Source organism: Pseudomonas sp. TAA207 (genome assembly GCF_001529285.1).
Classification (GTDB): domain Bacteria; phylum Pseudomonadota; class Gammaproteobacteria; order Pseudomonadales; family Pseudomonadaceae; genus Aquipseudomonas; species Aquipseudomonas weihenstephanensis.
This window is the reverse complement of record NZ_LLWJ01000067.1, coordinates 51,087-77,753: the sequence shown is the minus strand read 5'-3', so window position 1 is coordinate 77,753 and position 26,667 is coordinate 51,087. Positions and strand designations below refer to the sequence as shown.

Below are 26,667 nucleotides of genomic sequence, written 5' to 3'. Positions count from 1 at the left end.
AATTTTCACAATTTTTCCGGTCTTCACCGTTTCATTGAGCTGGGTCAACAGAGGTGCACAGGGCGCTCACTACCATTGGTTATATAAATTTTAAATATCCAATTGGAGCTCCCATGCACAAGTCTTTGCTCAGCGTAGCGGCCCTCGCCCTCGCCGTCGTTGCCCCGCTTGCTCACGCGCACACTGAAGGCGACATCATCGTCCGTGCCGGTGCAATCACGGTTAACCCGAAAGCCGACAGCTCCAGCGTCAAAGTGGACCAAGGTCCACTGTCGGGTACCGATCTGGGTGGCAAAGCGACCATGAGCAGCGACACGCAATTGGGTCTTAACTTTGCGTACATGGTCACCAACAACATCGGTATCGAATTGTTGGCAGCGACGCCGTTTGAGCATGACGTGAAACTCAAAGGCACCGGCCTTGATGCCGCCAACGGCAAACTCGGCTCCCTCAAGCACTTGCCGCCAACCTTGAGCGTTGTGTACTACCCGCTGGACTCCAAATCGGCGTTCCAACCGTACGTCGGTGCCGGTATCAACTACACCTGGATCTATGACGAACACGTCGGTAGCCGCGCCAACGCAGCAGGCTTCGACAACTTCAAAGCAAAAAACTCGTGGGGCATGGCGTGGCAGATCGGTGCTGACTACATGCTGACCGACAACATCATGATCAACGCCCAGGCACGCTACATCGACATCGATACCCGCGCCACCGTTGAAAACAACGGCGTTGCACCGGGCACCCGGGCCAAGGTCAACGTTGATGTAGACCCATGGGTTTACATGGTAGGCCTGGGTTACAAGTTCTAAGCTACCTCGCTAGATGCATTAAAAAACCAGAACCCCGTTAGCACAGGGTTCTGGTTTTTTATGACATCGCGAAACAGCCCACTCATTGATTACTTATGCTTGAAGCACCGTACACCGTGGTGATTTTAATCGGGTCCACGCAGTGCCCTTATTCGTAATATTTAAGTGTGCTCTCGGCTAGAAACGCTAGCCTGTTGTCCACTCAACGTTATCCGAGAAGGGTGAATCATTCCCCTCCAAATACGCGCGTACTGCAATCGCATTGCGTTCCCCCGGATTGCCTCGCAACGCCGTAAAAGCAATTTCAAACGCCCCCAAGTAATTCGCAAATCCATCCGTGCCAATGCTGCGCTCTGAATGATCCGTTAATGCATAAAAAATCCCGCACTTATGATGCGGGATTAATAGAGTGGGGACGGTCGACCTATAGTTAGCGGCTCAGCGCCCCAACAAACGCGCCAGCCCTTCACTCATCGGCGTGGTTTCACCCAAGGTGAATCGTTGCAATAAACGGCTGTTGTCGGCACGCGAATGGCGGATGTCACCGGAACGCGGCGGGCCGTAGCTGATCGGCGGCAACTGGCCGACAACGTCGCTCAGTGCGGTGAGCATTTGCTTGAGGGTGGTGGCTTTGTTCAGGCCCACGTTAACCGCGCCCTCTTCAACGTGTTCAGCCTCGACGGCCTGCACCAGAATGTTGACCAGATCACCGACGTAGACGAAATCGCGGGTTTGCTCGCCATCGCCAAAAATAGTGATAGGCAGGCCTTTTTCAGCGCGCTCACTGAAGATGCTGATCACGCCCGAGTACGGCGAAGACGGGTCTTGGCGTGGCCCGAAAACGTTGAAGAAGCGAAAGATCACAGGTTCCAGGCCGTGCTGGCGACGGTAGAAATCCAAATAGTATTCGCTGGCCAGCTTGTCGGATGCATAGGGCGTGAGCGGTGCTTTAGGCGTGTCTTCGACAATCGACTCACCTTCACCGTTGTTGCCGTAAACCGCAGCACTGGAGGCAAATACCACGCGCTTTACACCTGATTCACGCATGGCTTCGCACACGTTCAAGGTGCCGACGAAGTTGCTTTGGTGAGTGCGTACCGGGTCGTCTACCGAGGCTTGTACTGAAGCCACGGCTGCCAGATGCACAACGGCACGGCACCCGGCCATGACGTCGGCGACCAGCGCTGCATCTGCCACATCACCTTCAATCAGTTCTACGTTGGGATTGTCCAGGGGCAGGTTGCTGCGTTTGCCTGTGGACATGTCATCCAGGATTCGCACTGCGTAGCCCTTGGCCAGCAACGCGTCAACCAGATTGGAACCTATAAACCCGGCGCCGCCGGTGACGAGGATCGGGGCATCAGCCATGACGATAAAACCTGTCCAGTAGGATCGGGAGACCGGCACGCCAAGCGCGAGGTTTGATCCCGAAGGTGTGTAGGATTTTTTTACATGCCAGCACCGCGTGCTGTGGTTCTTCTGCTGCATCCGGCCGTGCGGCGTGCGCTTGTGGTGTAGGCGCTTCGATTGCCAACGGATGCAGGTTTCGCGCCTCGGCCAAAATCGCCTGACCAAGCGCCAGCGGAGTAGTGGCCTCATGCCCGGCGTAGTGGTAGGTGCCCCACAAGGGTGCCGAGCAATCCAGCTGCTTGAGCACCGAAATGATTACCCGCGCCGCATCATCGACTGGCGTGGGATTGCCGCGGCGATCATCGGCCATCAGCAACTCACCGGGTTTTTCAGCCTGAGCCAGAAAACGCCCCAGGGTGCCATCCGGGCTGTCATCGAGCAGCCAGCCGAAACGCAACAGCACGTGCTGCGGGCAAATGGCCCGCACACTCTGCTCGATCCGCCACAGCGCCTGACCACGCAACCCCAAGGGCACGGGTTCGTCTTTTTCGCTGTAGGCCGTGGCCCGCGAACCGTCGAAGACGCGATAACTGGAAGGTTGGAGCAAGGTGATGCTGTGATGCTGGCACAGTTCGGCCAACCGTTCGACGGCATGTTCCTGGGCAGCCAAGCGGGTTTCGCTGACTGACTGCGCCTGGAACCAGTCGAAGTAGTACGCAAGGTTGATAACGGCGTCCGGTCGGGTGTCGTCGAGCAGTTGCGTGAGACTCGCAGCGTCCCAGCCGTCTTGCGGCGGACGCGGGGCCAGGAAGTGGATGTCTTCCTCGGCACCCAGACGAATCAGCGCCTGCCCGAGAGCATTTCCGCCGCCCAATAACATAAGGCGCATTCGCATAGAGTGTGCAGGCTCAGTCTATTCAGAACGGTGATGTATACCAGAAAACCAACCGTGCAAGCTGTTGGCCATGATCAAGACTCCCGCATTTTGCGGGTTTATCCGCCTGTCGTCACTGACAAACTGCTCCCCAGGCTCGCAGCGGATCATTGCGACGATGGCGGCATATCGGTCAGCAATAGCGTAGACCGATGTGGCGCCCCGTCTGGCGCCGCAGATTGCGTCACTGCACCGACGGGGGCCAGCAGGGCCTGTGGATAGGTTTGCGCAAAATGAACGTCATCAGACTTATCCACAAGCTTTTTGAGCCGGTCATTGAACGCACGGGTAATGGTGCTTTGCGCACCGGACATGGTCCGAAATTGGGCCGTCACGGTGACACCATCCAGGTTCATGCTATCGACGCCGAAGACGGTCAACGAACCTTGCAAGCTAAGACTGAGCAATGGGTCATCGCTGATTTGTCGGCCAGCGTCGCGAATCAGGACGGTGGCTTGGTCGATGTCCGTGGCATAAGTGAACTGCACCGAGAAGAAGGCGTAGGCAAATTGCCTGGAGTGATTGATGACTGCCTTGATCTGACCGAAAGGCACCGAGTGCACAAAACCGCGGCTGTCGCGCAGACGCAAGGTGCGAATGGTCAAACCCTCGACCGTACCCGCGTGGTTGGCGTCTACCACGACCCAATCGCCCACTGAAATGGTGTCTTCGATGATGATGAAAAGCCCGGTAATGACGTCTTGCACCAACTGCTGAGAACCAAAACCGATCGCCAGGCCAATCACCCCGGCACCCGCCAGGAAAGGCGCAACGTTGACCCCTAAATTGGCCATCGTGGTAATGGTGCAGACCACCACCAGTATCACTTTGATTGCATTGCGCATCAGCGGCAGGATGGTTTTGATCCGCGTACTCGGCTCACGGGCGCCGCGGCGATTGGTGGTGGGTTGCAGCGCTTGCTGGATGGCGGTGTCCAGCACCACCCAGGCCAGCCAGGTGACTAATAAAATCAGCAGGATATGCCCCAGTGAATCGCTGATAACCTTGCCGGTGTTGCTGTCCGAGGCAAACGCCAGCAGCGAAAAGCCCCAGATTTGCGCCAGCAATTCGATAAAGGTAACCGCCAGAGCGATGCGCAATAGCGCATACAGCACGGTCATCAAACGCTCTTTATACGCGCCACTGCGTTTTACCTCGGTGTGGAAGCCGTGATGCAAAATCGTGCTCATGAACACGGTGGCGATCAACAAGGCGCACGTCAGCAATGCATTGCGCATGGTCCGCTCACTGCCCTCCCCCACGCCCAACAATCCAAGCGCCGACACCAACAGCATCAGCAGGATCGGCCAGTACCACAGCACCGAAAAAATGCGCAATGACTCTTGTAGCGAGGGCTGGCCCACACGCTGCGCCAACGCCCGGTCGCGAATCAGGTGTGCGACAGGGCGACGCAATTTGACGGCTAAAAAAGCAAACACTGCGCACGCCAGTAACCCCGTCAGTACCGACAAGCAACTCGCAATGTTGCCGCCGATTTGTCGAGCAATTTGCGGGCTATTCATGGCGTCGCTGAAGGCGGCAAAAAAACCGATCAAAAATAAGGGCCGAAGAGAATATCGACGAATAATCTCTACCGCGCGTCGCTTGTGCCCTACATAAAACATCGCACTCAAGGACAGCACTAACGCGGCACAGAACACGCCCGCACTGCTGGCATACGAGAGGCTGAGGGCCAACGAGCGGCCAATGGAGTCTTGCAGCATGCGACTGGCATATAAGGTCAGCGGCAAGGCGATCAAAGCGGGCAGCAGGTAAGAAAGCGTGTAACGCGTCAATGTTTGCACACGCGGCCGTGGCCTGAGCCCACGGCTATTACACGCATGGCGAGCCAATACCCGCCCTCCCATGACCGCAGCGGCAAACACAGCCAGCCAGACAGCGGACAGCACCAAGAAGTCGCCTACACCACTCCAGGACGGATGCGACGCGACCTGTTCAACCAAAACACCGACTTCGTCCGCCGCTCGATCCGTGCGCAAACGCCACGCATCGAGCAGGTGCACGCTCATGCCCAGTTTTTCTTGCATCTCATCCATGCCCGCGCCCAAGGCTGCGAGCAAACCGCCGTCAACCAGCACCGGAGGCTTTCCATCAGACTCTTCAGCCTTGATTACGGAGGCCAGCGTGGGCGCTGCCTGCAAAAAGCCATTGCCGGTCAGCAGCAGGATGAACAGCAAACATACTGTTTTAAAAGAAGACAAAACCGGGGGAACCTCCTGAACGTCTGTTATCAACTGATCGAAATGCGCCAGCGAAGTTCGAATTTCAGCCGCCATATCTATTTTTCTGAGTACAGCGTAGTCAATCACCAGGAAGTGTTCGCACAAAAGGCGCAAAAGCATCTCACGCTGGACGCAGATAAAAGCCGCAAAGATCGGGGTATCTGCCTGCGCCTCAAGGCGCCAGCGCAGCCCCCAGTGCCTCAAGTAGAACGCTCACTTTAGGCTGGGCCTCTCGGCGCTTGAGCCACACCAGATTCACCGGCGACCCTTCGGTAGCCAAGTGCGCCAATACCTCCACCAGTTTTCCCTCTGCCAGTGGCTGCTTAACCAGCCAGGTCGGTAATTGAGCAATGCCATGACCTGCCAACACAGCGGCTACCTGCCCTTCACCGTCACCCACTGTGAGATGGGCAGGCAACAGCCGGCGCTCGCTGCCACCTTGCGGCCCCGCAAAATACCAAGGGTTGACCTGGCCATCTGCACGGCCATACATCACGCAGCGGTGGTGCTCCAGATCATGCGCAGTCTTGGGTGCTCCCTGCTTGAGCACATACGCGGGGGAGGCGCAAAAAACCAGCCGTTCGGTCCCCAAATAGCGCCGCCCCAAGGTGGGCGGCCATATGTTTGAGCCACCAATGCGCACCACGATGTCGATATCCTCTTCAACCGGGTCCACATAACGATCAGAAAACGAGATGTGCGGCACTAACAGTTCATGCGCTTCAACGCAGCGCAAAATAACCCCGAGCGCATGCAGGCGCCCGTAGGCCGCTGGCAGGTCGATGCGCACACGCCCCATGGGTTCCGTGTTGTGGGCATGAAGTGACAGTTCGGCCTCCTCCAGTTCACCCAGCACGTTGGTGCAGGTGCGATAGAACCTGACGCCCGCATCGGTCAGAGCCAGCCTGCGGGTAGTTCGATTAAACAGCCGGGTGTCCAACCGCGCTTCCAGACGGGTAATGGCTTTACTGATGGCTGAGCGAGTCACGTTCAGCCGCTCGGCCGCCGCCGTGAAACTGCCGGTTTCAGCTACGCAAACAAATACATCCAGACCTTTCAACCGCTCGGAAGAAAACATGACACCTCGCCATTGGGTAATTAAATTCACTCGATTGGGTATTTTATAGCCGCAATATGAATAAATTTCTCCAATAAGCTGTCGCCCTGATTTCAATAGAGCGATGCAACATGCCTTCTTCACAGACCCCTGCTGCGGTCCACAGTCCATCTCAACCTCGAACCGGGGTACAGATTGCAATCATGGCGATTGCGGCCTTTGTGATTGTGACAACCGAATTTTTAATCATCGGCCTACTGCCCGCGCTGGCTCGTGACCTGGCCATTTCCGTGACTCTTGCGGGACAGTTAGTCACGTTATTTGCCTTCACGGTGATGCTGTTTGGCCCCATTTTGACAGCGCGGCTAGCGCATATTGATCGGCGCAAGCTGTTCACTTTCATCGTGCTGGTGTTTGCGGCATCCAATGCATTGGCAGCCGTGTCGGTCAATATCTGGGTCATGGCGATAGCCCGTTTTATTCCCGCGCTGCTGTTGCCGGTGTTTTGGGGCACCGCCAGCGAAACCGCTGGGCAACTGGCCGGCCCGGCGCATGCCGGCAAGGCCATCGCCAATGTGTACATGGGTATTTCGGCAGCGCTGGTATTTGGCATTCCGTTGGGCACGCTGGCCGCAGATGCTGTCGGATGGCGTGGCAGTTTTTGGATCTTGGCGGCCCTGTGCCTGTTGATCGCAGGACTGATGCTCACCTGCATGCCGACACTGCCTTCTGCGCCACAACGCACCACGGCAGACAAACAAACACAGATCCTCAAAGACCCGCGCTTTATCGGCCACATCGCACTCTCAATACTGACCTTTACAGCGATGTTTACCGCTTATACCTACCTGGCAGACACCCTTGAGAGCCTGGCTGGCATTGCGCCCCGTCACGTGGGTTGGTGGCTCATGGGCTTTGGTGCTGTAGGCATGCTGGGTAACCATATCGGCGGGCGTCTTGTTGATCGCAGCCCGCTGGGGTCCAGTGTGTTGTTCCTGACATTACTGGCGGCCGGCATGCTGGCAGCCACTCCCCTCGCGTCACAGCACACGGGGCTGATTGTTGCGCTGGTGGTGTGGGGCATCGCCTACACGGCCCTGTTTCCGATCTGCCAGGTTCGCGTCATGCGCGCGGGCGCCAAGGCTCAAGCCTTAGCGGCATCCTTGAACATTTCGGCAGCCAATGCGGGCATCGGTTTGGGCGCAATCGTGGGAGGCCTCGGGATTGAGCACTATGGGCTCCAATCGCTGGGCATGATCTCAGCAGGCATTGCCGCGACGGCTATAGGCTTGGCCTTGCTGTTGATGCGACGCTCATAAACCGCGCAAATAAAAAGGCCGGTCACTGTGAAAGTGACCGGCCTTTTAAGCGTTCAGCGTGCGTGAGTTCTGCGGCCAAGCACGTGCCTTGTGGGGCTTAGAACGGTTATAAACACCAGAAAGCCAACCCATCCAGCGGGTGAGTGAGTGAAACTCCATATTTTATTGACTTTATCGGGCTGCCAACTACAAACAAACAAAATCATCGTAACGTTTTTTGTTAATTTATGGCTCAAATCGCCCTCTAAACTTTACAAAATTAATTAGGCTACTCTCTCAGCAGGATCGTCGAAGCCGCGCCTAAATCCAGACGAACGGTAACCACCACTGCATCGCAGAATGCAAAACAGCCATCTATGGAAAGCGTCCAGCGCCTAACAGGTGCGCTCAACGTCTCGAGTTCACTTAAGGAGCCGAATATGAGTAATCAGCTTTTCTCTGGCTTGGATCGGGCCATGCAGCACCCGCTCAAAAAACGAACAATTATCGAAATTATTGGACAGCTATAATTATTCCCCAGCCATAATTTAAAATAATTCAATTCGAGCCGGATGGTTGAAAGCCAAAAACCAGCGTCCACTCTCTATGGACTCAATGCTGAGAGCTCAAGCCTTCTCTTTCCAAAATTTTGCGGGAAAAATCACCGGAATAGTCGCTTTTGGCTTTCTTCTGCAGCATGCCCGTCGCAAGGATCTGGTATCACTCTAGATTTATGCGCCACGGCTTCCCAGCATAGAGGTAGCCTCGTTAAACCGGCAGCAGGTCACCAATCCGGCTCTGGCTCTGTACCCAAATGAATCGACATTACGAGCGCTCGTCGGTAATGCAAAGGGGTGGCGTTCAATTCTAAGGAAAGTAGTCGGTCGGCGGCACCAACCAAGGCGTCAATCCGCTCGCGCGGCACTGCTATATACGCAACCAAACGTGTCCCGCTAGCGGACATAGACCCTATCCCTTTTGGGGGAGCGATGTCCTGCATTAATCGAGGATCTGCGCAAAGCTGGCACTCGACCCGTGGATACTTAAATCTCTCGGGGTAAAGCACGTCGCCCCTCAGAGTCAAAATCATATGCTCATGATAATGACCTTCGTTATTCCTCAAATTGTTGGGCAAAGCTAGGCTGAGCGACCAGGTGAAATCCCATCCCGACAGCTTGATTTGATAGAGCGTTCGCTGCGTTTCGATCCTTGGACGACCTCGCCGAGCGTTAGATTTCTGCTGGGCTTTACGGGTCATAGCGACCTCCACCAGAAAGGTCGGCATTTGGGGGTAAGATACCGACCGACCTCACAAGCATAGTTGTGGTGACGGTGGGTGCACTGGCTTTAAACTTTAAAGGGGTAAGCAGTGGTTCAGGAAAGCGTGAATGCCGGATGCTGAGCTGTAAATAACCTTTGCGACGCCGACCGGACACCTACGGCCCCAGACTGCAGGGCCTTTGCCTGATCTTGCGATTGATGAACGCCAACCCCTTTCGTAACAATCCTATTTTTTCCCCTGAAATATGGAGAAAAAGCTCGTTTGGCTTTTGAGTTTGATCGTGTCAGACACATCGATCTTTGTTGCTTTTCGGCGAGGCCCACCCGCCTTGGTGATTACTTCAATGTCCGGGTTCTCGATCATTGCCAAGTGGATGTCGTCGCTATGCGCCGGTGTATGGTTGTAGATCCGACTGTAGAAGTCCCCCATGCTCAATGCGTCGCCGAACTCGGAAACGACACGCGGGATATCGTCATGCAGCTGGCCTTTAGCTTCCTCTCGTGCCGAGGTGTCAAACAGGTACAGCGTGCCTTCCTCCTGAGGGTCATGGGCAAGCATGTTCAGGCCAGAGCGACCGTAGTGCGCCTGCGACTGGCTGTTTTCATGCAGAACATTGTTATACACCTGGCGAGCTCGGTAGGAGTTTGAAAGGTGAATGAGCCAATAGCGCCAACCGCCTGGGTTGTTGATGGAAAACGGGCTGACAAAATGGGCGCACTTTTGGAAGGCAGAGAACACGATGTGCTCGGCAGTTCCGAGCCAAACCCGCTTGTTCATCTGTTCGGACAGGGCATCCAGATCGAACTTACTCAACGATAAATAAGCCAGTTGGCTTTCTAAAGCCTTCGCATTGTCTTTCTGTAGGTAGGTCAGTAGGGACGAAATCATGAAGGTGTAGAACACTTCGGTCGAGGTGTTTGAGCTCATGATGTCGAGTAGCGTGCCCCGAGTCACGTGGCTGTGACCGTACTGATCCAGATTGAAAATTACGTTTCGAAGTTTACCCCTTTGCAGTAGCTCTTTTATTTTCGGGTATGCATATTCGAAGGTGGTGTTGAGGTACTCGATATGGACGGTTAGGTAATCGTTTGGTTCGACTTGCTCTATCAACACAGGTGTCAGATGCTGTTTGAGCAAATCGAGCACCGGCTGTTCGAAATCGTTCAGGATCAGAAAGCATTCAATATGAATTGGCGCGAGGTTTTGCATTGCACGATGTACGTTGATCGCCCTAGTCGCGCGGTTCAGCTCCTCGACAAAAATGATAGGTGAGCCCGGTGAACCGCATTTATATCGTCCACCGCCAGCAAAACCGTCGACTACAGCGAGGCGAAACCGCTCCCTTTTAGGAAGCTGGCAGCGAGTAATAACGTACTGAAAGAAATACTCTCGAAGGATTTGATGCTTCTTCCTGGAGTGATCAGACAGAACAGCGCCGTCCTCCCACTCGTACTGCTTAACTGCCATTCCAATATCCCTATCACGGTTCGCTGTATTTCTACTGAGGTGACGCGCCTATGATATTGATAGGCATTTCGTCCCATGTCTTGCCTCTATACTCGCGGCCATTCGCCTTCTTGGATCGGCGAATATTATCCTCACCCCACGTTCCCCACTGCTTGAAAAAGAACGCCGTGCCACTTTCAAGACACTGGGTGTAAATCTCGTCTATCCAACCCTCTTTTACGGGACGAGCCCTGTTCCCACTCTCACCACCCACGATTGCCCAATCTATACCGGAAAGGTCGATAGCCCCAACAGGGCCAATCAAAGGCTCGAATGAAATGAATCGGATATGAGCAGGCGTTTCTTTGAGATACTCAGCCCTGGACGCTGTATCGCTGTTTTCTATAGATGTGCCAAGCCAGACGTTTGGTAGGACTTCCCGAATGATCTCCTGCAGGATCTGCTTCATCCGCTCAGGTCGCTTCGTCAGAATCTGATAGTTGTGATGGGGCGTATCACGCATCACCTTCCAGACATCCTGGATGAAGCTGTCACTTACCTGCTCATGGAACAAGTCGCTCATCGAGTTAACGAACACCTTACGTGGCTTTCTCCACCGATAGGGAATGGAGAGCGATTCTCGATCTTCGATGATCTTCCCATTCCAAACCACGCGCTTATTTTTCTTACGCGTCAGACCGGTGTACTTGGCCATGCCCATCGATTCGAGACGTCTCGCCATTTCCATGGCGTAGCAGTTTTTGCAGCCCGCGCTGATGATTGAGCAGCCTGCCACCGGATTCCAGGTAGAGTCAGTCCACTCGATCTGTGTTTCTGCCATTTCCTTTCCTACAGCCTCCTCGTTGGCGTTTCTGGCTGGCGCACTTGATATCCGAACAGGCGAGATTGGTCGCTATCTTAGAGAAGACCTTCGCTCAAAGGGCTGTCACGCATTCTGGCCGGCCCCATGGAGCAGAGATAAGCTGCACGATTCGGTAAGTTCGCTGTATACATGTACACCATATCAGCGGTCACGGTGGTCTGCTACGAGAGTTTTCTGCTGAATGAACTCCTGCGCGCATCTCTTGATCGCTGTGATGACGTATTTTTTCAAAACAGCACCTCTGCCCCCAAAAATCCCTTGGATTGCCCGGCAGTGAGCGAAAGCCAGATGCCCTCCAGATTTCTAGGGGCTAAAAAAACCACCGAACGAGGTGGTTTTTTAGCTTTCTTATGCAGGATACACCCATAGGCCGTCGCGCGGTTCTGGAACTGCTCCAGTGATCCACACCTATGAACAATTTTATTATGTTGCTGCACTCTACCCAAGAGTAGCCAAAGCTGCCTCTGAAGCTACGGCTTCCGATAGGTGCAGTAAGGGTAACTATTAACTTAAGCTCTGCCCGTTATCTTTCACCTCAAACTGTAAATAATCGGACAGTCGCTTGTCTTCGCTCACATCGTCGTGCGGAACCAGCAAGTAATGCCAAGGCTTGCCCCCTATGCCCTCAGCATGCTCACTGGCATGTCGACACCAGCGAGAGGCAGCCGCACTCTTTGCCAAGACTTCTGCAGACGTCAGATCCACACGAGCTTTGGTCTCGACCACTAAAATCTTGTCTATCAGTTCAGCCACGAAGTCAGGAATGTACTCCGGCTGTTCTATGCCCAGTTTGTAGTAAATCTGAAACTGCCCTTTGGCTGGCTTGAACCATTTCAGAGCATCTCGCTCTAGTAGTAGCGAAAAACGTCGTTCAGTATCTGAATCAAACTTCTGTAAAGGGTAGAGGCAGCGACTGAAACCGCCGAACAACATCTGCTTTATGCGACTTAGCTCCGTCACCGTCTCACGTACATTATGAGCTGTTTGACCTACTGCAGCGGTGTAGTTACAAGGTTTTAGCTCGGTAAAACCACGGCTAACATGGACTTCATAACCCCCAGCCCGCTCCCAAAAGTGCTCCATCATCTGGGCGCGGATCAGGCGCGCGAGCTCCTTGCCATAGGCATCGAAGATCTCATGCAACTCACTTTCTGAATAGCTCTGCTGCCGATAGTGTTCGACTGCTTGGCCGGCAAGGTCATAAAGCAAATCGGCCTGTGTAAAATAATCGATATCATCGAAGTCAATCAACCGCTTGACGATGTAATCCTCGAACCGTTTCTCCCGCAGACCACTTTCGCGACTCAGAGTGAACTGCTCGTTAGTGCGTAGTGTCTGGCCTACGATCTCGCGTTGACCTGGCTGGAAATTAGGCAGCTCACCCAGACGAAACGGATTAAACCCTGTAGTGATCTCACCCGTTGGTACGACTGAAATACGCGGAATATCGATACTTTGCTGCACCAATATTTCGGTGGTTTTTGCCACTATCGCAGTTAGATCGAGTTCTGGAGACTGATCATCTATACCCTGAAGCAATTGCCCTTGCAGCGGCTTCAGGCGGTACTCAACTTCAGCCAGGATGGTCTGCTGCATTTCTGGTGTTAGCAATGCTGCGCTCGTTGGTGCTAGCTCGCGCTTCAACTCGTAAGTAGCGATAACCTCGCGAACGGTCTGTGCAGCCTTGAGCTCGGCCTCGGTGTTGAAGGCTGGGGCAATCTGTTCTGCGGCCTGCGCGCCGCCGACCTCAACTCCAGCATCTACATCAACCAACGCCGCTGGTATGTTCCGTGTGTGCTCATCTTGAAGGCCTAATCGCGCCAAGATATTGGGCACTACCTGAACACTTATTCGTCGCTCTTCATTGCCCGGAGCCTCTAGAATTAACTGCTTGAGGCGAATTGGCGAATCACCGCGATTAGCGTCGTCGATAATTTCTTGGAATTTATCGTGGGCTACGATGTTCAATCGATCAACCGCTGCCACCCCAGTGCGCTTGCCATAGGGTAGGCGCAAACCACGTCCAATGGACTGTTCGATCAGCGTACGTGCATTGGCCGCGCGCAAGGGCACGATGGTATAAAGGTTAGTGACGTCCCAACCTTCCTTGAGCATGTTGACGTGGATGACGATCTCGGTTGGCTCATCCGGGCTTTCCACATTCAGCAGCGCTTCGATCATCTTTTCCTCTTCAACTCCGGTACGGCTGGAGTCGACTTGGATCACCTTGCCCTGATAACGGGCCTCAAAGAACGCTGCCGATTCGATCAGTATCTTCAACTGCCCTGCATGCGTGGTGTCGCGGGCGATCACAAGGATAAAGGGTTTGACCATTTTCGCGCCGCTTTCTCGGGCATAGGTCAACAATTCCACCTTAGTGGCCTCGTGAAGACGCACCCCGTCTTCCAGCTTAATCTTCTCGATCTCTTCAACACTGTGGTTGCTGGCCTTGAAGTTACGCTGCGTGACCACCGCCGGCTCTTTGACGAAACCATCGGCCATCGCACGAGCCAAAGGGTAGTCCATCACAACATTTTTGAAGGGCACCGGCCCCTTGGGAGTTTCTACGAATGGTGTCGCGGTGACCTCTAGACCAAACAATGGATTCAGTTCATTGATAGCACGCATGCCTGACTGAGCTCGGTAGCGGTGCGATTCATCCATCAGCAGTACCAGATCGGGAAGGTTAGCCAAGTGGTTGAAGTAGCTCTCTCCTAGTACCTCACGCATACGTTTGATACGTGGCTCCTTACCACCACGCACTTCTGAATTGATCTTCGAAATGTTGAAAATATTAATGCGCACCTCACCAAACAGTTCCCCAGCAGCGACGTTCTGCTGATCGTAGTTGTCCCCGGTGATGACCCTTGGTGCATTGATGGCAAATTCGCCAATTCCCTTGAACACGTACTTGGATGTGTTCGGCGTAAAGTCGGTGATCAGCTTGTTATAGATAGTCAGGTTCGGAGCCAGCACGAAGAAATTGCTGATGCCATGTGCCAAGTGTAAGTACGCAATAAACGCACCCATCAACCTGGTCTTACCTACGCCAGTAGCGAGTGCGAAGCATAGGGATGGGAAATCGCGCTCGAAATCTTCAAGCGTTTCAAACTCGGCCTTAAGCGTCGAGAGAATGGCAGCGACCCCCACTTCGCGAGCGCTGTCCTTATCCAGTATTTCCGGAGCAGCATTAATCGCAGTCACCAACCGCGCTAGGGACTCTGCCTGCGGCGGTCGCAACGAAAGGCGGCCAGTGACATGATTCTGAACGCGCGCATTCATAAGTCTTTTCCTTTTTTCGAATGTGCAGGCCGCTTCCTGCTAGTTTCAATCCACGTCACCGGCTGAGCGATCTTGGCTACGAAGTTAAAATGCATGTGAGTGCCCTTCCTTGAACTTCGCCCGAAACCCTTGCCGCATGCACCAGGAAGCCCCAATCCTTTATGCTTAAAAAATCGCAGAGTTGCCTCTGCGCCATCCTCATAATTTCATTTTGCAATCGTAGATGGATGGGCGCCGGGAGGTTCGTGCTCAGTTCGAACTGGGAGTGGCCCCGGATCATGGCACTTCATCCATCGATGCACTACCGAACAAATCGTCGGTAACCGTGTCGAGCACCCCTTTGCGTCCTCGCGCAGGGGACGAATGTTGAACTGGAACCGGCTCAGCCAAAGGCAAATTGGCAACATTCAGGCTGTAGTCGTCATGGCCCCACTCACAACGAGCTAAAACCATCTTTGGAATTCTTTTGAGTGTCAGATTCGGCCAGCGCGAAGCGGCTGCACTTCCTGTGATGCCGTGAAAGGCTGAACAGCACACCAACAAACTTTGCTCGGCGCCCACCTCGTCCGACAGAACCTGCAATTGATCAGCGGAAAGACTCTGCGTAGTTACGCATATGAAATCGCGCTCGCTGGAACGGCCATGCTGCCACCAATGTGCTTCCGATGGGGCGTATATGAAGCCCTCGAGCTTGCACAGGGCCTCCGCAAGTTGGGCCGCGTCATAATCGGGGTTGATTACCGGGTTACCCCAGCGATCTTCTACGATCAGGCTGGGTGCAAGGCGATAATAGCGAAACCCTCCCCCCCCCTTCCAATCAACTGCCTCCGTGATACCACCGATGTCTTCACCATCGATTACCTTCTTCAGGCGCGGGACGATATGCGTATGGCAGTGTTCACCTAGCTCAACCATGATCCAGCGTCTGCCCATCTTGTGTGCGACTGCGCCGGTAGTACCGGAGCCGGCGAAGGAGTCGAGTACAAGGTCACCTGGGTTAGTTGCGATGTGTAAGATATGCTGCAGAAGCCTCTCCGGTTTTGGAGTCGCAAAGGGCTCCACTCCCGAAAGCAACTTATTCAAGTGGTCTCTCTTCGCCTCTTGATTGTGGCCAACATCATCGGCAGACCACCAGGTTCTAGGTACCACACCACCCTGAACATCCGAGAGATATCGCTTAATAATCGGCATGCCATCGCCTTTTGCGCCGAAGTAAGCACGTCCCTCACTTCGAGCAATGGCCAGCGTCTCACGTGAAAAAGCCCAGCCCCGCCCCGGAGGCGGCGTTACAATACGTCCCGACGGAAGAGTGACTTCGAATCTAGATCCCTCGCTTGCGCTTTTTGCTGTTCCGTTGTCCCCCTGCAACCAAGGCCCTCTAGGATCATCATCAATGTTCTTGTAACGTTTTTCTTGATCAGATGTTCTCTCAAGAAGATTTCGCACCTTTGCCCAACGGTTACTGTCACGCGCATATACGAGCACATAATCGTGCGATACCGAAAATGTAGTGTCGCTGCGTCGCCCTTTGTCTTTCTCCCATACCATACTAGTTAAATAGTTAGCACGACCAAAAATCTCATCACAAACAATTTTCAGGTAATGAGCCTCGTTATCGTCGATTGTGATCCACAACGAGCCATCTTCCGATAGCAATTTTTTGATGATTTCCAAGCGATCCCGCATCAACCCCAACCAGATTGAATGCTCAAGCCCATCGTCATATTGAGCAAACGCGCTACCGGTATTGTATGGCGGGTCAATAAAAATACACTTTACTTTACCGGTAAATTCTTGCTCTAGCGCTTTCAGCGCCAAGAGGTTGTCCCCGAAAATCAACCGATTATCAAATATATCTTGTTCGCTCACACGCGAGTCAGCGTGATACGACTTTTCCGTATCCGCCAAGAGTATGCGCGGCTCCAGTTTTGGTCGTTTCTCCTTACCCACCCATGTAAGTTCGAGTTTGTTCTTGCTCATTGCATTGTTCCTAATTTCGTTGCTGTGCGAGGGAGGCCATCAGTCGACGCTTCACCTCAATGCAATCAGTTTTGTTCTCGAACACACTGCGCGCCTGCTTATTCCATTGACCTGATTGAATAACATTAATCAGGTGCTCTGAAATCAGATCGATATCACGAGAAACTTCTGTTAGTTCAACATCAGTCAATTCTAAAGTCGGCCCATTCGGTAACTGATGCCGGATAAAAATGACATGCAAAATAATCCAGCTACCGTGAGTAAGAATTTCTCTCGCCCGAAGCGTGCCCGCTGGTAGATCCCTAGGATCACTTTCAGCGCTGGCCCGAGCTCGTACTTTCTCAATAACCGACCGACCAATCTGGGCAATTCGCCACATTTTTCGTGCTGTTAGCGAATCAGGAAATAATTTCTCGTAGGCGTTTCGCAGAGGGTCTGTAACTGGAACTAAACCCTCCCGCCCAAATAACTTCTTTCTGTCAGACTTAGCAGCCACCACATAATCTTGCCAGTCACTTGTAGTTACAGTGCACGCTAGGAATGGTGCGAGCTCACGCACGCTGAAGCATGTTGCCGAAAGGGAAGGGTCGTCCACACCCTGCTTGACCAAATAAGTTATCTCGGCCATTTTCAAAGTATGCTGCCACATCGCCTGCCTATCATCGAGTGCCGCGAAATCTTCTAAATCAACGGCATTCTGTCTGTTACGTGACTGAGTGACGCGTTCACCGAAGCCATCAGGCGCGTTTTCCAAACAAATAAACGTTGCCATAACTGACGTGGGATGATCATCGTAATGAGCCAATGGTTCTCTAGCTATCGCACCAACTGTCTGTGCGCCGTTGATAATCGATAATCCTCGAACACGAAAGCTACCAATGTGTCGATTTGGGTCGAACGGGTGTATTTCATTTATTGTGTGGCAAAGGAAGGTAACGCCATTATTGAAGTAAAAGAAGTGCTCTGCTTCATGTCGAAGCGTCTCACTCAACCCTACGTTCACAGACGTTGCGCCCTTAAAGTGCCGAATATTCCGATCAACAAGTTGTTCTTTATGTGAGGCCCAAAGTTCTGCAAGTTGCTTTGCATCCATACGACCGTAGAAGGCCTTATAGGGACGATCTGAGTGACCATAATCCTTTAATTCAACCTGTGCCTCTATAGGCTGGGATGAAACGCCATTCAAGTGCAGATCATGCAGGGTGATAAGTCCATAGGCATGACATTTGAGAAAGCCTGGATTTGTTCCATTAAATGCACGTTCTAAATCTGAAAAAATTTCTCGCCGATCGTCTGATACAGCTGTTCCAGTGTAGGCCAAAATAACCTTTACTCTGCAGACTCCGCTGTCTAACGCCCTCGTAATATCTGTTTGACGGTTTCGTAAGGCGTTGTTGAAACGAGTCCAGCGCCCTTGAAGCAGATCGGCGACTCCATCCCGAAACTTGGAAACGTCACCAAGCTCTGGCTCCCCTACCCCACTGCCTTTGTACTTGGATTGAACAAGCCAGATAGTCTGATCTGACGCAACAAAAACTGAATCAATACCATGATCGAATCCGCCATCGATGCTGGCAGCCACAGCATCATCAAGCGAAGCGCCCGCGCCCTCATGAAGGACAAATGCCGCAACGGCCTTTGACAAAAAGTTACTGCGCAGAGATTCCGGAGATGTCCCCGTCCCAGTGATGCGGGCCGAATAATCTTCATCCAGTTTTTCACACAGCAGATCAAGTTCGAGTGGTCGAGCGAGAACCGTTGCCATTAAACCAACTCCCATTCCATGGTAAATAATGTGCGCTCTTCTACTTTCTGCTGGAGTTGCAACTCCAACTGACTAATAAGATCGTTACGTTGGGCTTCGACTTCATCCTGCCGATTGAAGAGTTCCCTGCGAAGCTTACTGCGCTTGCCCTCCAACTCTCGCTGTTTTTTCTGCCACGACAGCTTTTCTTCGAGCGTTGGAGATGTTGCAGCAGTACGACGCACTTCCTTAATCTCCCGATCAATCTCTTTAATGTCCTGCTCCAAACCAAGTTTGAGATCGTCCGCCCATGCATCCAACTTCTGCACTTCCTGATCAAAGTAACCAAGATTACGCTGTTTAATCTCACGCAAAAGATTACTTTTTCTTGTCAGAAAATCCTCAGACAGCTCGGATGATATATGTAGATTTTCGACGTCCGTTACTTGAGCAGGTAATCGCAGCAATTTTTCGGGATCATCTTCAGGTAACGGCTCGCCGGAGTTGGAGCAGGCTGAAACCACAAGGTGCTGCTCTTGATCTCCCAAGGCATCAACATTTAATAATGTGACAGAAAGCCAGCCACTATGTCCTCGCCATTTTTCCAGAGTACTGATTCTGCTTCCGTATGCAGCGTAATCAAAAATCAAGCGCTTTGGTGCTTGTAGATTCCGAGCTTTAGCCCGCTCGATGGCCCATTCCGCTAATGGATGGCTTATACGATACAGATGTGCATCGCCGCTACGCCGAGGGAGCTCATAGCGACCTAGCGATACTGGGTGCCCTTCGACAACAGCCGTAGGGTTTAGATCTTCAGGCAAGCTATGTAGGACAAACTCGTTAATCTCTGTCTCATTATCAAAGCGAGCGTGGGCGTGCAATTCCGTCCTGCTTAGATCCATAAGCAGACGCTCGTACTTGTTCAGAACAGTTATGCTGTCATTATTACGAACACGTAGCTTTTCCTGCACTTCCTCGTCAAAATTTTCTAGAAGAATTTGGCGAGTTTTGACCATTGCCTCATCGATTTCACTGGCTAGCTCTTTCTGAAGCGCCTTAAAGCTGGCACGAATTTCCTCTGGTTCGCGGCAGCTTTGGTAGATCGCAGCGATGCGTCGTTCGAAATCTACTCCAGAACCTATAGCGCCCAGTACTTCATCACTCGCCCCAAAGACTCCTTCAAACAGCTTGAACTTCTGCGACAAAAGCTCATAGACCCTAGCATCTGCCTCGTTGCTGCGATCAACGAAGTTGACCACAACCACGTCATGTTTCTGTCCATAACGGTGACAACGACCGATCCGCTGTTCGATCCGTTGTGGATTCCAAGGTAAGTCATAATTGATCACTAACGAGCAGAATTGAAGGTTGATACCTTCTGCACCTGCTTCAGTGGCAATCATGACTTTGCCACGCTCTTTAAAATGCTCCACCAGAGCAGCACGGATGTCCGCAGTCTTGGAGCCGGAGATGCGATCAGTGTCGGCATGTCGCTTAAGCCAATCTTTATAGATAACTTGGGCAGGTGCGTCGCTGTTTGTGCCGTTAAATAGCACAATGCCATCCCCATAGGGTGTCTCAGATAACAAAGAAAGCAGGTAGTCCTGGGTTCGCTTAGATTCAGTAAAGATTAGAGCTTTCTTCGCAGCGCCCAGGCGCTCTAGCTCAGCAAAGGCGCGATCCAAAGCGGTCAGTAATGCTTGTCCCTTGGAGTTCTGACGAATGCTGGTCGCCAAATCCTTGAAACGCCGCAGTTCAGCGACTTCGTCAACAAGTTCTGCTCGCTCACTCGAAGTAGTGCCTCCGGAGCTATCACGTAACCCGTCACTGCTCCATTCCTCGGCAGTTTCATCCAACGACTCGTAATCTTCATCCAAAGTGTCTACCAGATCCGTGGCCTCGGGCGTTTCGTCCAGTTTTCCTTGAAGGCGATTGGCCATGGTCTCCAAGGCACCAGCGATGGCATGGCTTGAGGAAGCCAAAAGCTTCCAAAGAACTAGGGAGATCAGTTGGCGCTGACCTTCCGGTAAGGCTTTTAGGTTGGGGCGGCGCAGGTAGTCGGCAACCAGCGAGGAGAGCATTTTCTCTTCCTTGCTGGGTGTGAACTCCTCAAGTATGGCAATGCGTGCAGTGTATGGTACGTATTGCTGTACCTGCCGACGTAGAGTGCGCTTGCAGATTGGCGCAAGGCGCTCCCGCAAACTCCGGGCTGCCTGCTCCGTACGAACCGAAGAGAACTGCGCTCGGAAGCTGTCGAGATCGCCGAATACGCGGTCATCAATCATGCTGACCAAGCCGTATAGTTCTAACAACGAGTTTTGCAACGGCGTAGCAGTGAGCAGCACCTTCGCATGAACGTGCTCAAGCGCGTCGCGGATCGTACGAGCAATGACATTATCAGGCTTGTACACGTTGCGCAGACGGTGAGCTTCATCCATCACCACCAGATCCCACTGAATTCGTCGAAGCTCATCAGCTTTGCTCTTTGCAAACTGATAGGAACAAATGACCGGGCCATTCGCGTATAGAAAAGGCTGCGTTACGCCTTGTTTGCGCAAAGCATTGAAGCTCTTCGCTTCTAATATCAGACCTTGGAGATTGAACTTGTCTTGCAGCTCCTGATGCCATTGTTTGCGAAGGTTGGCCGGTGTAATGATGAGCATTTGCCGACGTCGTTCGGCCCAGTGCTGAGAAATCACCAACCCAGCTTCAATGGTTTTGCCTAGACCCACCTCATCCGCCAGAATTACTCCGCGCGACAACGGATTCCGACAGGCAAAGAGCGCCGCCTCCACCTGATGTGGATTTAGGTCTACCTGTGAGTCCACCAAGGCGCCGGCCAGTGACTCAACGCTTCCGCTGGCGGCTCTACGGGAGAGTTGCCACGCTATGTATTGGCTCTGTTGATGCGTCAGGGAAGAAGCATTCATTCACTCTTTTCCTTATTGTCCTTTATCCGCTGAGCTATCCAGACATCCAGCTCCTGTCGGCGAAAGCGCCATGTCCCACCAAATTTGAATGCAGGGATTTCGCCTTTTTGAGCAAGACGATAGATCGTACGCTTCCCAGCTTTTAGGTAGTCAGCTACCTCGTCGAGCGTAAGGATTTCACTTTCTGAACTCATCATTGAGGTAAGCCAACATCAGTCAATTTTTGCCAAGTCTGGCCAATGCTAACTGGCAAGAGACATCAAGCCCAGCACAAAAATGCTCCGCGCGTTCTAATTCGGAGAAGTGTCCCCTAGACGCCAGATCGAGGTGCATTGAATGCTTGGTTCGACTTACGCCTTGCGGATGGTACAAAGCATTCCGCGCTTCATAGTCCGATAGCGCGCGGATCGACGGTGTAGGAAATGCAGGCATATCTCGACAAATCAGCATCAGTGCACGGAGAATAGCGACCTGCTGACAGGAGTCCCTATGCGTCGTTTGTTTTTCTCAATGCTGATGTTCTGCGTTTTGCCCGCCTGGGCAGACGGCCACGACCAGTTGTACAAGGTCGCCGGCTGGCCGGAACAACGTGCGCATTTCAACGACGCCCTCTCCGCCGCTCAGCAACGCTACCAAAGCACCCTGCCACCGGCGGTATTCCAGGCATTGGTCAGTAACAGCAATCAACGTTTTGATTCCAAGGCTGTCGACCAGCGCGCTGAAGCACAATTACGCAAGAACCTATCCGATCCGAAGCCTGCGCTGGCGTTTTTCCAATCGCCGCTGGGCAAGAAAATCGTCGCTGCCGAATTGCTCGCGACCCGTCACGATCAACTGGCGAAAAACGCAAAGGGATTGCCGAAGATGCAGGCCAACGACAACCGCCTGCTGATCATTGGTCATCTGGCCCAAGCGTTGCCGGCGCGCGAGGCTGGCGCCGAAATCAGCCTGGCGATTGCCGGCGTCGCCGCTGACAGCCTGAGCTCGATGATCCCCGGCCTCCTCGGCGCGGGTCAGGCCCAAGGCATGTTGAACGGGCAGCGACAGCGTTTGATGGATCAGATCGGCAGCGACCTCAACAACACGCTGCTATATGTCTACCGCGACCTGTCGGATGAAGAGCTGGAAGAATTTGCCACGTTTGCCGAATCGGCAGAGGGGAAGGCTTACTATCAAGCGGCGTTGGCGGCGATTCGGGCTGCATTAGCTGTAGGGCAAAGTGCACCGGGCCTAGCACCCTAAGATTTTTAGGAATGCTGTTTCGCAGGCAGCCCGTTTTGCAGAAACGCGTTAGCGACCTGGGAGGTCGAATGTTCTGCGAGCAACACGCGTTCCCATTGAGCCAGAGATGCGCCCTTGACGCAGTCCGCGAATGGGACGCCGCTCACTATCAGGTACGGGCCAAGCCATTGAAATATCGAAATCCCCGCGAAACTTAGCCACCATCGCCCGTTATGCTGGAAATCGGAATGTGTATTGCACGCGCAGCATCTAAGGATCGGTTTTGATCTCCAGTGGGACAAGGCAGCAATCCATCCCCATCACGCACGAATGGAAGCTGTTACCATCGGAAAATGCGCAGAAATTGGGTGATAGGGGCGCGCTATCTGAATACTCCGCTCCCACAAATGACTGGAATGCCAAACAACCTATAGATGGGACTAAAGAAGTGCCTGTAAAACCTAACTGGTATCAATTCCAAGAAGACATCTGCTCTTACTTTAGATCAATTGGAGCAAGTGCTGAAACAAACGCTACCGTTCAAGGGGTCAGAACCTCTCACGATGTAGATGTTTTGATAAAAACGAAATATCTTGGCGAAGACTTAGTTTGGATTGTTGAGGCCAAGCAATGGAAAAGCCGAGTAAACAAACTTCAGGTTTTAGCGCTTAGAACCATAGCTGAAGATATCGGAGTTGATAGGGCGTTCATAATCTCAGAAGCAGGCTTTCAAAGCGGAGCATACGAAGCCGCAGAAAACACGAATGTAAAATTAAAGACTTATGAAGAATTAAAAACAGATACTCGCCATCTTGTCGAAAGCGAAATAATTAAAACCTATAAAAAGCGTCTGGAACTGATTGAAACGCGCTATTGGTCGCATAGCAAATCCATTCGAAAAAAATATGGTTTAAGGGGAGAGATTTGGGATTTCCCCGTAAACTTTTCAGGCATGACGCTCCTGCAAACAGCTCAAGATGCAATATTTGCAGCGGAGGCTAATGAATACCCGATCAACCTAGAAACATTTCTAGCCGAGAAGCAGGGCGATTTAACTGCAACGAATTTTCAACAACTCGTAAACTGGCTCAACTTGAATCTTAATTTTATTGATGAAAAGATTTTAGTGGCGGAAATAGAAATGCTAAAACATGGCGATTTCAAACCCAACCTTCGCCTTCGTGACCACGCAGCAACATCGTCCTTAAAAATGTATGCAGCCGCCATCAAAATGAGTAGAGAAGAGTAGTTTCCGACTTTATAACGCTTAGCTTAATCACGAAAGCATCAACCTTAGGGCCTCACTAAATTCTGCCTCGGGCCGTTGGTTGGCAGTGGCGGCAGGCCGGACACGAAGCAACTCAACATGAATACGCGATCTAAGTTGGGGACGTAGCTAACGGAGGACGGCCCTACCACCCAGGGGCTATCAGAGGAGTTCGCCGGTGCAGAGAAACTTAAGGAAACTCATGCGTCCACCACCACGTTTAAAACCGCCGATCACGTAATTGCCGTCCTGAGTTTCAAGCAGCCAAAACCTCCCCTCTTTCCTCGCGAACTGAATTTTACCTGTGCGAAGAATAGAACCATCTGCTCTGTGATGCGCATCGTCCCGCTCAGAGTGACCGAATGACACCCCCAAGCACGTGTCGTCAATGATCGTCGCATCACTGATAAAGGCGATGATGGGTACGCTGTATTTTCGAAGACTAGCCCGCACCAAGCGACTCATTTGAAAGTCGCTCACATCCTTACTGTGGAACTCCAGCTCAATTACTTCAGGCATCCAATCCAAACTCCAAAACGACTCTGTATAAATTGTCGGCGAGCATCGCTCACCCTACTTTCATCGAAAAAGCAGCACCAATGCTCGCCTCTTTTCTCAGTCCTGGCCCCAGCAGGAGATAGACAGTTTTTTTGGTTTCAAACATGTAAGGGCTGGAAGAGATACCGAAATTACTGCACACCCACATCGAAGGCTGGAAGCGATTTTGACTGTCGAGGACAATTTCGTGGGCGAAAAGCGTCGCGGGAAGTAGACCCAGCCCGGTTGAGTTTGTCTTTCTCAGTAGGTGTCACAGTGAGATCGATCAGGATCCACTGCTTCACAACACAGAATGCTTTGCCTGGGAAGGTGTCTGCGGCGAATTCAATTAGCTCGTTTTGGGTGCCGCGCCAGCCAGCAACCTCCTCGCCGGCGCCGTAAAGGAGCTGGGAAATCTCTTCTAACGTAACCATGTGAATTTCTCGATCGATGTAGGTTTAGATCGTACAAATGGAATTCATACCAGCGCCAGAACGTAGGGAAAACCTCAGATTGCTGAGGTTTATCGCCGAATCGCAGCTCATCAAATCTCGAGCAAAAAATCCTGATCGAAACCGGTGTCTTCAGTCGGATATCCGCGAGGATTTGACACAACTCGGCATCCTCCTTTAACGAAATCCGCAGCGATATGGGTATGTCCGTACACCCAAAGATCGGCCTTCCCTAGAAGTTCAGGCCAATTGTTTGCGTATGCTGCAATGAGGTGGGCAGGAAAATCCTCACTCACGTATTCCGACGTAGGGGCATGGTGCGTGACGACAACAGTCTTATCGGCGAAGGGCTTGTCCAGTTCCCCAGTAAGCCAGGCGTACGCCGCCTTGGATTTAGCGATCAAGTCATCTGGACGCAAACGTCGGAAATTTTCATCGGTTCTGATCACGGTGAAATCGTTCATCCAGTCCCAAGCGACTCGTTTCGCGGCAACGACATCTCCGGTCGACGAGTAATCTGTCCATGCAGTCGTGACCAAAAACCTAGTTTGGTTGATGATCAATACTTCGTTTTCGAGGACGTGCACGTGAGCAGCAGCCGCCTCTTTCATTTTTCGCAACGTGTGATCAATGTGGCCGCCGTAGTACTCATGATTTCCGCAAACGTAAATCACCGGGCACTGGAATGTGTCATTTGCCCACGAGACTCCACGCGATTTGATATCAATATCACCAGCGAGAATGACTACGTCTGCGTCGCTTGGGGCGGGCTCGAATGGAGCGAAGCCGAGGTGCAGATCTGAATAAATCTGAATTTTCATAGCAGACGACCACTTTCGTTTTAGTTGTACATTGCATACAGCTGCGGCGGGCGGCCTCCGACCATGGCGCGCCTTGCTAGGAGAGGCTGAGATTTACGTACTCGGATTAAAAAATCACTCGAAGCTCTTTGAGAGAGTGAGGGTCAACAAGACAGCCTGGGGCATCCGTATAAGCCTTTTCGTCGCTAATGTTATGAAGGCAAATACGAGCACCACTAGTGTCATATCCGACCAACAGCCCCGAAAGCCCCTCCATAATCCATTTGCCGGCTTTGTTCATCCACCCAGGCGTGACGACCTGAATTTCCGTAACGACAAAATCGATGGTTTGTTGGGAAAGTATTTCTTCGAGCATATCGACGTCACTAATCATCATGGTGCGTGTCCACACCCTGCCTTCCAATCGCTCTTCAAGGACAACGTGATACCAAGCATGAGCCAAGTGGCGCTCAAACATCCGCCAGTTCGAATATCCATCCCCAAAAATATTAGGCGCGCCCTCGGCAGCGGTCTCATGACTTCTAAACATTTCACATTCCCGTGGATCTACAGACCGCAGTAGCAGCCGATATCATTGATAAAGAGACAGTATTGCAGCGAGACTGGCTGACTTTTCGTCGCCGTCTCCCGCCAAAACGTACACCGTGTTTTTGGTTTCAAAGAGAAAGCCATCTTGGAATGAAATGGCCATGGTGCTGCGCACCCAATTTCCGTAATCGAAGCGTCCTCGGCTGTCTAGGATGACTTTTTCGGCAAAAACAAAGAGCGGCAGATGGCCATGAACGTGGATTTTGGTGAGATCCGCATCGCTCGCTATTGCGCGCACGATCGTCCACTGCTGGACGATGCAAAAGCCTTTGTTTGGAAAGCGGCCCTGTACCAGCTGAATCAAGTTTTCTTGGCTTTCCGTAGAACCAGACCGCGGCTCTCCATTGCTGGAGAGGAGCTCGCTGGCTGCTTGGATTTCTTCGAATTCCAATCAAAAAACCTCTGACAATACATGTGATATGTTTGCGCGGGATCTCGCACCCTAATCGGAGCGAGGATGCACCAGCAATTCCTAATGAAGAACTATATTCCATAGATGGGAATTTATCAATGTGGCCTTATCCTTTCCTTTGTGGGAAG

The 26,667-nt window shown here is 52.4% G+C and carries 21 protein-coding genes; 4 read left to right on the top strand and 17 right to left on the bottom strand.

What is annotated here, in order from left to right:
• Positions 1 to 113: 113 nt before the first annotated feature.
• Complete coding sequence (locus tag AP059_RS13695) at positions 114 to 812, top strand: OmpW/AlkL family protein (protein ID WP_059763733.1); 699 nt, start codon at positions 114 to 116, stop codon at positions 810 to 812.
• Positions 813 to 1,250: 438 nt separating this feature from the next.
• Here AP059_RS13695 and AP059_RS13690 read toward each other — a convergent pair whose 3' ends face one another.
• From AP059_RS13690 to AP059_RS13675, 4 genes are all read right to left on the bottom strand, one after another.
• Positions 1,251 to 2,180 carry an NAD-dependent epimerase/dehydratase family protein gene (locus tag AP059_RS13690; protein ID WP_059763731.1) on the bottom strand — a complete coding sequence of 310 codons (930 nt, stop codon included), beginning with the start codon at positions 2,178 to 2,180 and terminating at the stop codon, positions 1,251 to 1,253.
• On the bottom strand, positions 2,173 to 3,057 hold the full coding sequence (locus tag AP059_RS13685) for a sugar nucleotide-binding protein (protein WP_082706807.1): 885 nt from the start codon (positions 3,055 to 3,057) through the stop codon (positions 2,173 to 2,175). The genes AP059_RS13690 and AP059_RS13685 overlap by 8 nt, the downstream gene beginning before the upstream one ends.
• Before the next feature lie 146 nt (positions 3,058 to 3,203).
• Positions 3,204 to 5,318 (bottom strand): mechanosensitive ion channel family protein, encoded by a 2,115-nt coding sequence (locus AP059_RS13680; protein ID WP_059764009.1) that lies wholly within the window; start codon positions 5,316 to 5,318, stop codon positions 3,204 to 3,206.
• 193 nt (positions 5,319 to 5,511) lie between these two features.
• The gene (locus tag AP059_RS13675; RefSeq protein ID WP_059763728.1) at positions 5,512 to 6,417 is read right to left on the bottom strand and encodes a LysR family transcriptional regulator; all 906 of its coding nucleotides are present in this window, start codon (positions 6,415 to 6,417) and stop codon (positions 5,512 to 5,514) included.
• Between the two features lie 110 nt (positions 6,418 to 6,527).
• Between AP059_RS13675 and AP059_RS13670 the strand changes: the two genes are divergently transcribed.
• The gene (locus tag AP059_RS13670) at positions 6,528 to 7,715 is read left to right on the top strand and encodes an MFS transporter (protein ID WP_059763725.1); all 1,188 of its coding nucleotides are present in this window, start codon (positions 6,528 to 6,530) and stop codon (positions 7,713 to 7,715) included.
• A 1,486-nt stretch (positions 7,716 to 9,201) separates the two neighbouring features.
• On the opposite strand, the gene AP059_RS13660 is transcribed toward AP059_RS13670, so the two are convergent.
• The 7 genes from AP059_RS13660 to mads1 all read right to left on the bottom strand — a co-directional run bounded on the left by AP059_RS13660 (position 9,202) and on the right by mads1 (position 21,435).
• The gene (locus tag AP059_RS13660) at positions 9,202 to 10,443 is read right to left on the bottom strand and encodes a three-Cys-motif partner protein TcmP (RefSeq protein ID WP_059763721.1); all 1,242 of its coding nucleotides are present in this window, start codon (positions 10,441 to 10,443) and stop codon (positions 9,202 to 9,204) included.
• Positions 10,444 to 10,474: 31 nt separating this feature from the next.
• Positions 10,475 to 11,263 carry a DUF5131 family protein gene (locus AP059_RS13655; RefSeq protein WP_059763719.1) on the bottom strand — a complete coding sequence of 263 codons (789 nt, stop codon included), beginning with the start codon at positions 11,261 to 11,263 and terminating at the stop codon, positions 10,475 to 10,477.
• 546 nt (positions 11,264 to 11,809) lie between these two features.
• A complete protein-coding gene (locus AP059_RS13650; RefSeq protein ID WP_059763717.1) occupies positions 11,810 to 14,587 on the bottom strand; it encodes a DEAD/DEAH box helicase in 2,778 nt (925 codons plus the stop codon).
• Positions 14,588 to 14,863: 276 nt separating this feature from the next.
• A complete protein-coding gene (locus tag AP059_RS13640) occupies positions 14,864 to 16,567 on the bottom strand; it encodes a site-specific DNA-methyltransferase (protein ID WP_059763713.1) in 1,704 nt (567 codons plus the stop codon).
• Between the two features lie 10 nt (positions 16,568 to 16,577).
• The gene (locus tag AP059_RS13635; protein ID WP_059763711.1) at positions 16,578 to 18,332 is read right to left on the bottom strand and encodes an AIPR family protein; all 1,755 of its coding nucleotides are present in this window, start codon (positions 18,330 to 18,332) and stop codon (positions 16,578 to 16,580) included.
• The gene (locus tag AP059_RS13630) at positions 18,332 to 21,241 is read right to left on the bottom strand and encodes an SNF2-related protein (protein WP_059763709.1); all 2,910 of its coding nucleotides are present in this window, start codon (positions 21,239 to 21,241) and stop codon (positions 18,332 to 18,334) included. Before AP059_RS13630 ends, AP059_RS13635 begins: the two co-directional genes overlap by 1 nt.
• The gene (mads1, locus tag AP059_RS13625; RefSeq protein ID WP_441295895.1) at positions 21,238 to 21,435 is read right to left on the bottom strand and encodes a methylation-associated defense system helix-turn-helix domain-containing protein MAD1; all 198 of its coding nucleotides are present in this window, start codon (positions 21,433 to 21,435) and stop codon (positions 21,238 to 21,240) included. The genes AP059_RS13630 and mads1 overlap by 4 nt, the downstream gene beginning before the upstream one ends.
• Positions 21,436 to 21,730: 295 nt before the next feature.
• Here mads1 and AP059_RS13620 point away from each other — a divergent pair, with 295 nt between their 5' ends.
• A complete protein-coding gene (locus tag AP059_RS13620) occupies positions 21,731 to 22,483 on the top strand; it encodes a DUF2059 domain-containing protein (protein WP_059763703.1) in 753 nt (250 codons plus the stop codon).
• 262 nt (positions 22,484 to 22,745) lie between these two features.
• A complete protein-coding gene (locus tag AP059_RS13615) occupies positions 22,746 to 23,711 on the top strand; it encodes a restriction endonuclease (RefSeq protein ID WP_059763701.1) in 966 nt (321 codons plus the stop codon).
• 180 nt (positions 23,712 to 23,891) lie between these two features.
• Here the strand turns inward: AP059_RS13615 and AP059_RS13610 are convergent, their stop codons facing one another.
• The 6 genes from AP059_RS13610 to AP059_RS13590 form a co-directional block, all read right to left on the bottom strand.
• Entirely contained in the window at positions 23,892 to 24,248 is a 357-nt protein-coding gene (locus AP059_RS13610) for a hypothetical protein (RefSeq protein ID WP_059763698.1), read from the bottom strand.
• A gap of 49 nt (positions 24,249 to 24,297) precedes the next feature.
• On the bottom strand, positions 24,298 to 24,471 hold the full coding sequence (locus AP059_RS23065) for a DUF6957 family protein (protein ID WP_371260633.1): 174 nt from the start codon (positions 24,469 to 24,471) through the stop codon (positions 24,298 to 24,300).
• Complete coding sequence (locus AP059_RS13605; protein WP_256209872.1) at positions 24,419 to 24,700, bottom strand: DUF6957 family protein; 282 nt, start codon at positions 24,698 to 24,700, stop codon at positions 24,419 to 24,421. The genes AP059_RS23065 and AP059_RS13605 overlap by 53 nt, the downstream gene beginning before the upstream one ends.
• 110 nt (positions 24,701 to 24,810) lie before the next feature.
• Positions 24,811 to 25,539: a metallophosphoesterase family protein gene (locus AP059_RS13600; protein WP_059763696.1), complete on the bottom strand. Its 729-nt coding sequence runs from the start codon at positions 25,537 to 25,539 to the stop codon at positions 24,811 to 24,813.
• Between the two features lie 106 nt (positions 25,540 to 25,645).
• A complete protein-coding gene (locus tag AP059_RS13595; protein WP_059763693.1) occupies positions 25,646 to 26,068 on the bottom strand; it encodes a hypothetical protein in 423 nt (140 codons plus the stop codon).
• Between the two features lie 42 nt (positions 26,069 to 26,110).
• Positions 26,111 to 26,518 (bottom strand): DUF6957 family protein, encoded by a 408-nt coding sequence (locus tag AP059_RS13590; protein WP_256209870.1) that lies wholly within the window; start codon positions 26,516 to 26,518, stop codon positions 26,111 to 26,113.
• Between the last annotated feature and the right edge of the window lie 149 nt (positions 26,519 to 26,667).

Coding starts and splice junctions, on each gene's coding strand:
- AP059_RS13670 (WP_059763725.1), top strand. CDS start 6,528: ATGCCTTCTTCACAGACCCCTGCTGCGGTCCACAGTCCATCTCAACCT.
- AP059_RS13695 (WP_059763733.1), top strand. CDS start 114: ATGCACAAGTCTTTGCTCAGCGTAGCGGCCCTCGCCCTCGCCGTCGTT.
- AP059_RS13675 (WP_059763728.1), bottom strand. CDS start 6,417: ATGTTTTCTTCCGAGCGGTTGAAAGGTCTGGATGTATTTGTTTGCGTA.
- AP059_RS13690 (WP_059763731.1), bottom strand. CDS start 2,180: ATGGCTGATGCCCCGATCCTCGTCACCGGCGGCGCCGGGTTTATAGGT.
- AP059_RS13685 (WP_082706807.1), bottom strand. CDS start 3,057: ATGCGAATGCGCCTTATGTTATTGGGCGGCGGAAATGCTCTCGGGCAG.
- AP059_RS13605 (WP_256209872.1), bottom strand. CDS start 24,700: ATGGTTACGTTAGAAGAGATTTCCCAGCTCCTTTACGGCGCCGGCGAG.
- AP059_RS13660 (WP_059763721.1), bottom strand. CDS start 10,443: ATGGCAGTTAAGCAGTACGAGTGGGAGGACGGCGCTGTTCTGTCTGAT.
- AP059_RS13600 (WP_059763696.1), bottom strand. CDS start 25,539: ATGAAAATTCAGATTTATTCAGATCTGCACCTCGGCTTCGCTCCATTC.
- AP059_RS13630 (WP_059763709.1), bottom strand. CDS start 21,241: ATGAATGCTTCTTCCCTGACGCATCAACAGAGCCAATACATAGCGTGG.
- AP059_RS13610 (WP_059763698.1), bottom strand. CDS start 24,248: ATGCCTGAAGTAATTGAGCTGGAGTTCCACAGTAAGGATGTGAGCGAC.
- mads1 (WP_441295895.1), bottom strand. CDS start 21,435: ATGAGTTCAGAAAGTGAAATCCTTACGCTCGACGAGGTAGCTGACTAC.
- AP059_RS13640 (WP_059763713.1), bottom strand. CDS start 16,567: ATGAGCAAGAACAAACTCGAACTTACATGGGTGGGTAAGGAGAAACGA.
- AP059_RS13655 (WP_059763719.1), bottom strand. CDS start 11,263: ATGGCAGAAACACAGATCGAGTGGACTGACTCTACCTGGAATCCGGTG.
- AP059_RS13595 (WP_059763693.1), bottom strand. CDS start 26,068: ATGTTTAGAAGTCATGAGACCGCTGCCGAGGGCGCGCCTAATATTTTT.
- AP059_RS13650 (WP_059763717.1), bottom strand. CDS start 14,587: ATGAATGCGCGCGTTCAGAATCATGTCACTGGCCGCCTTTCGTTGCGA.
- AP059_RS13635 (WP_059763711.1), bottom strand. CDS start 18,332: ATGGCAACGGTTCTCGCTCGACCACTCGAACTTGATCTGCTGTGTGAA.
- AP059_RS13620 (WP_059763703.1), top strand. CDS start 21,731: ATGCGTCGTTTGTTTTTCTCAATGCTGATGTTCTGCGTTTTGCCCGCC.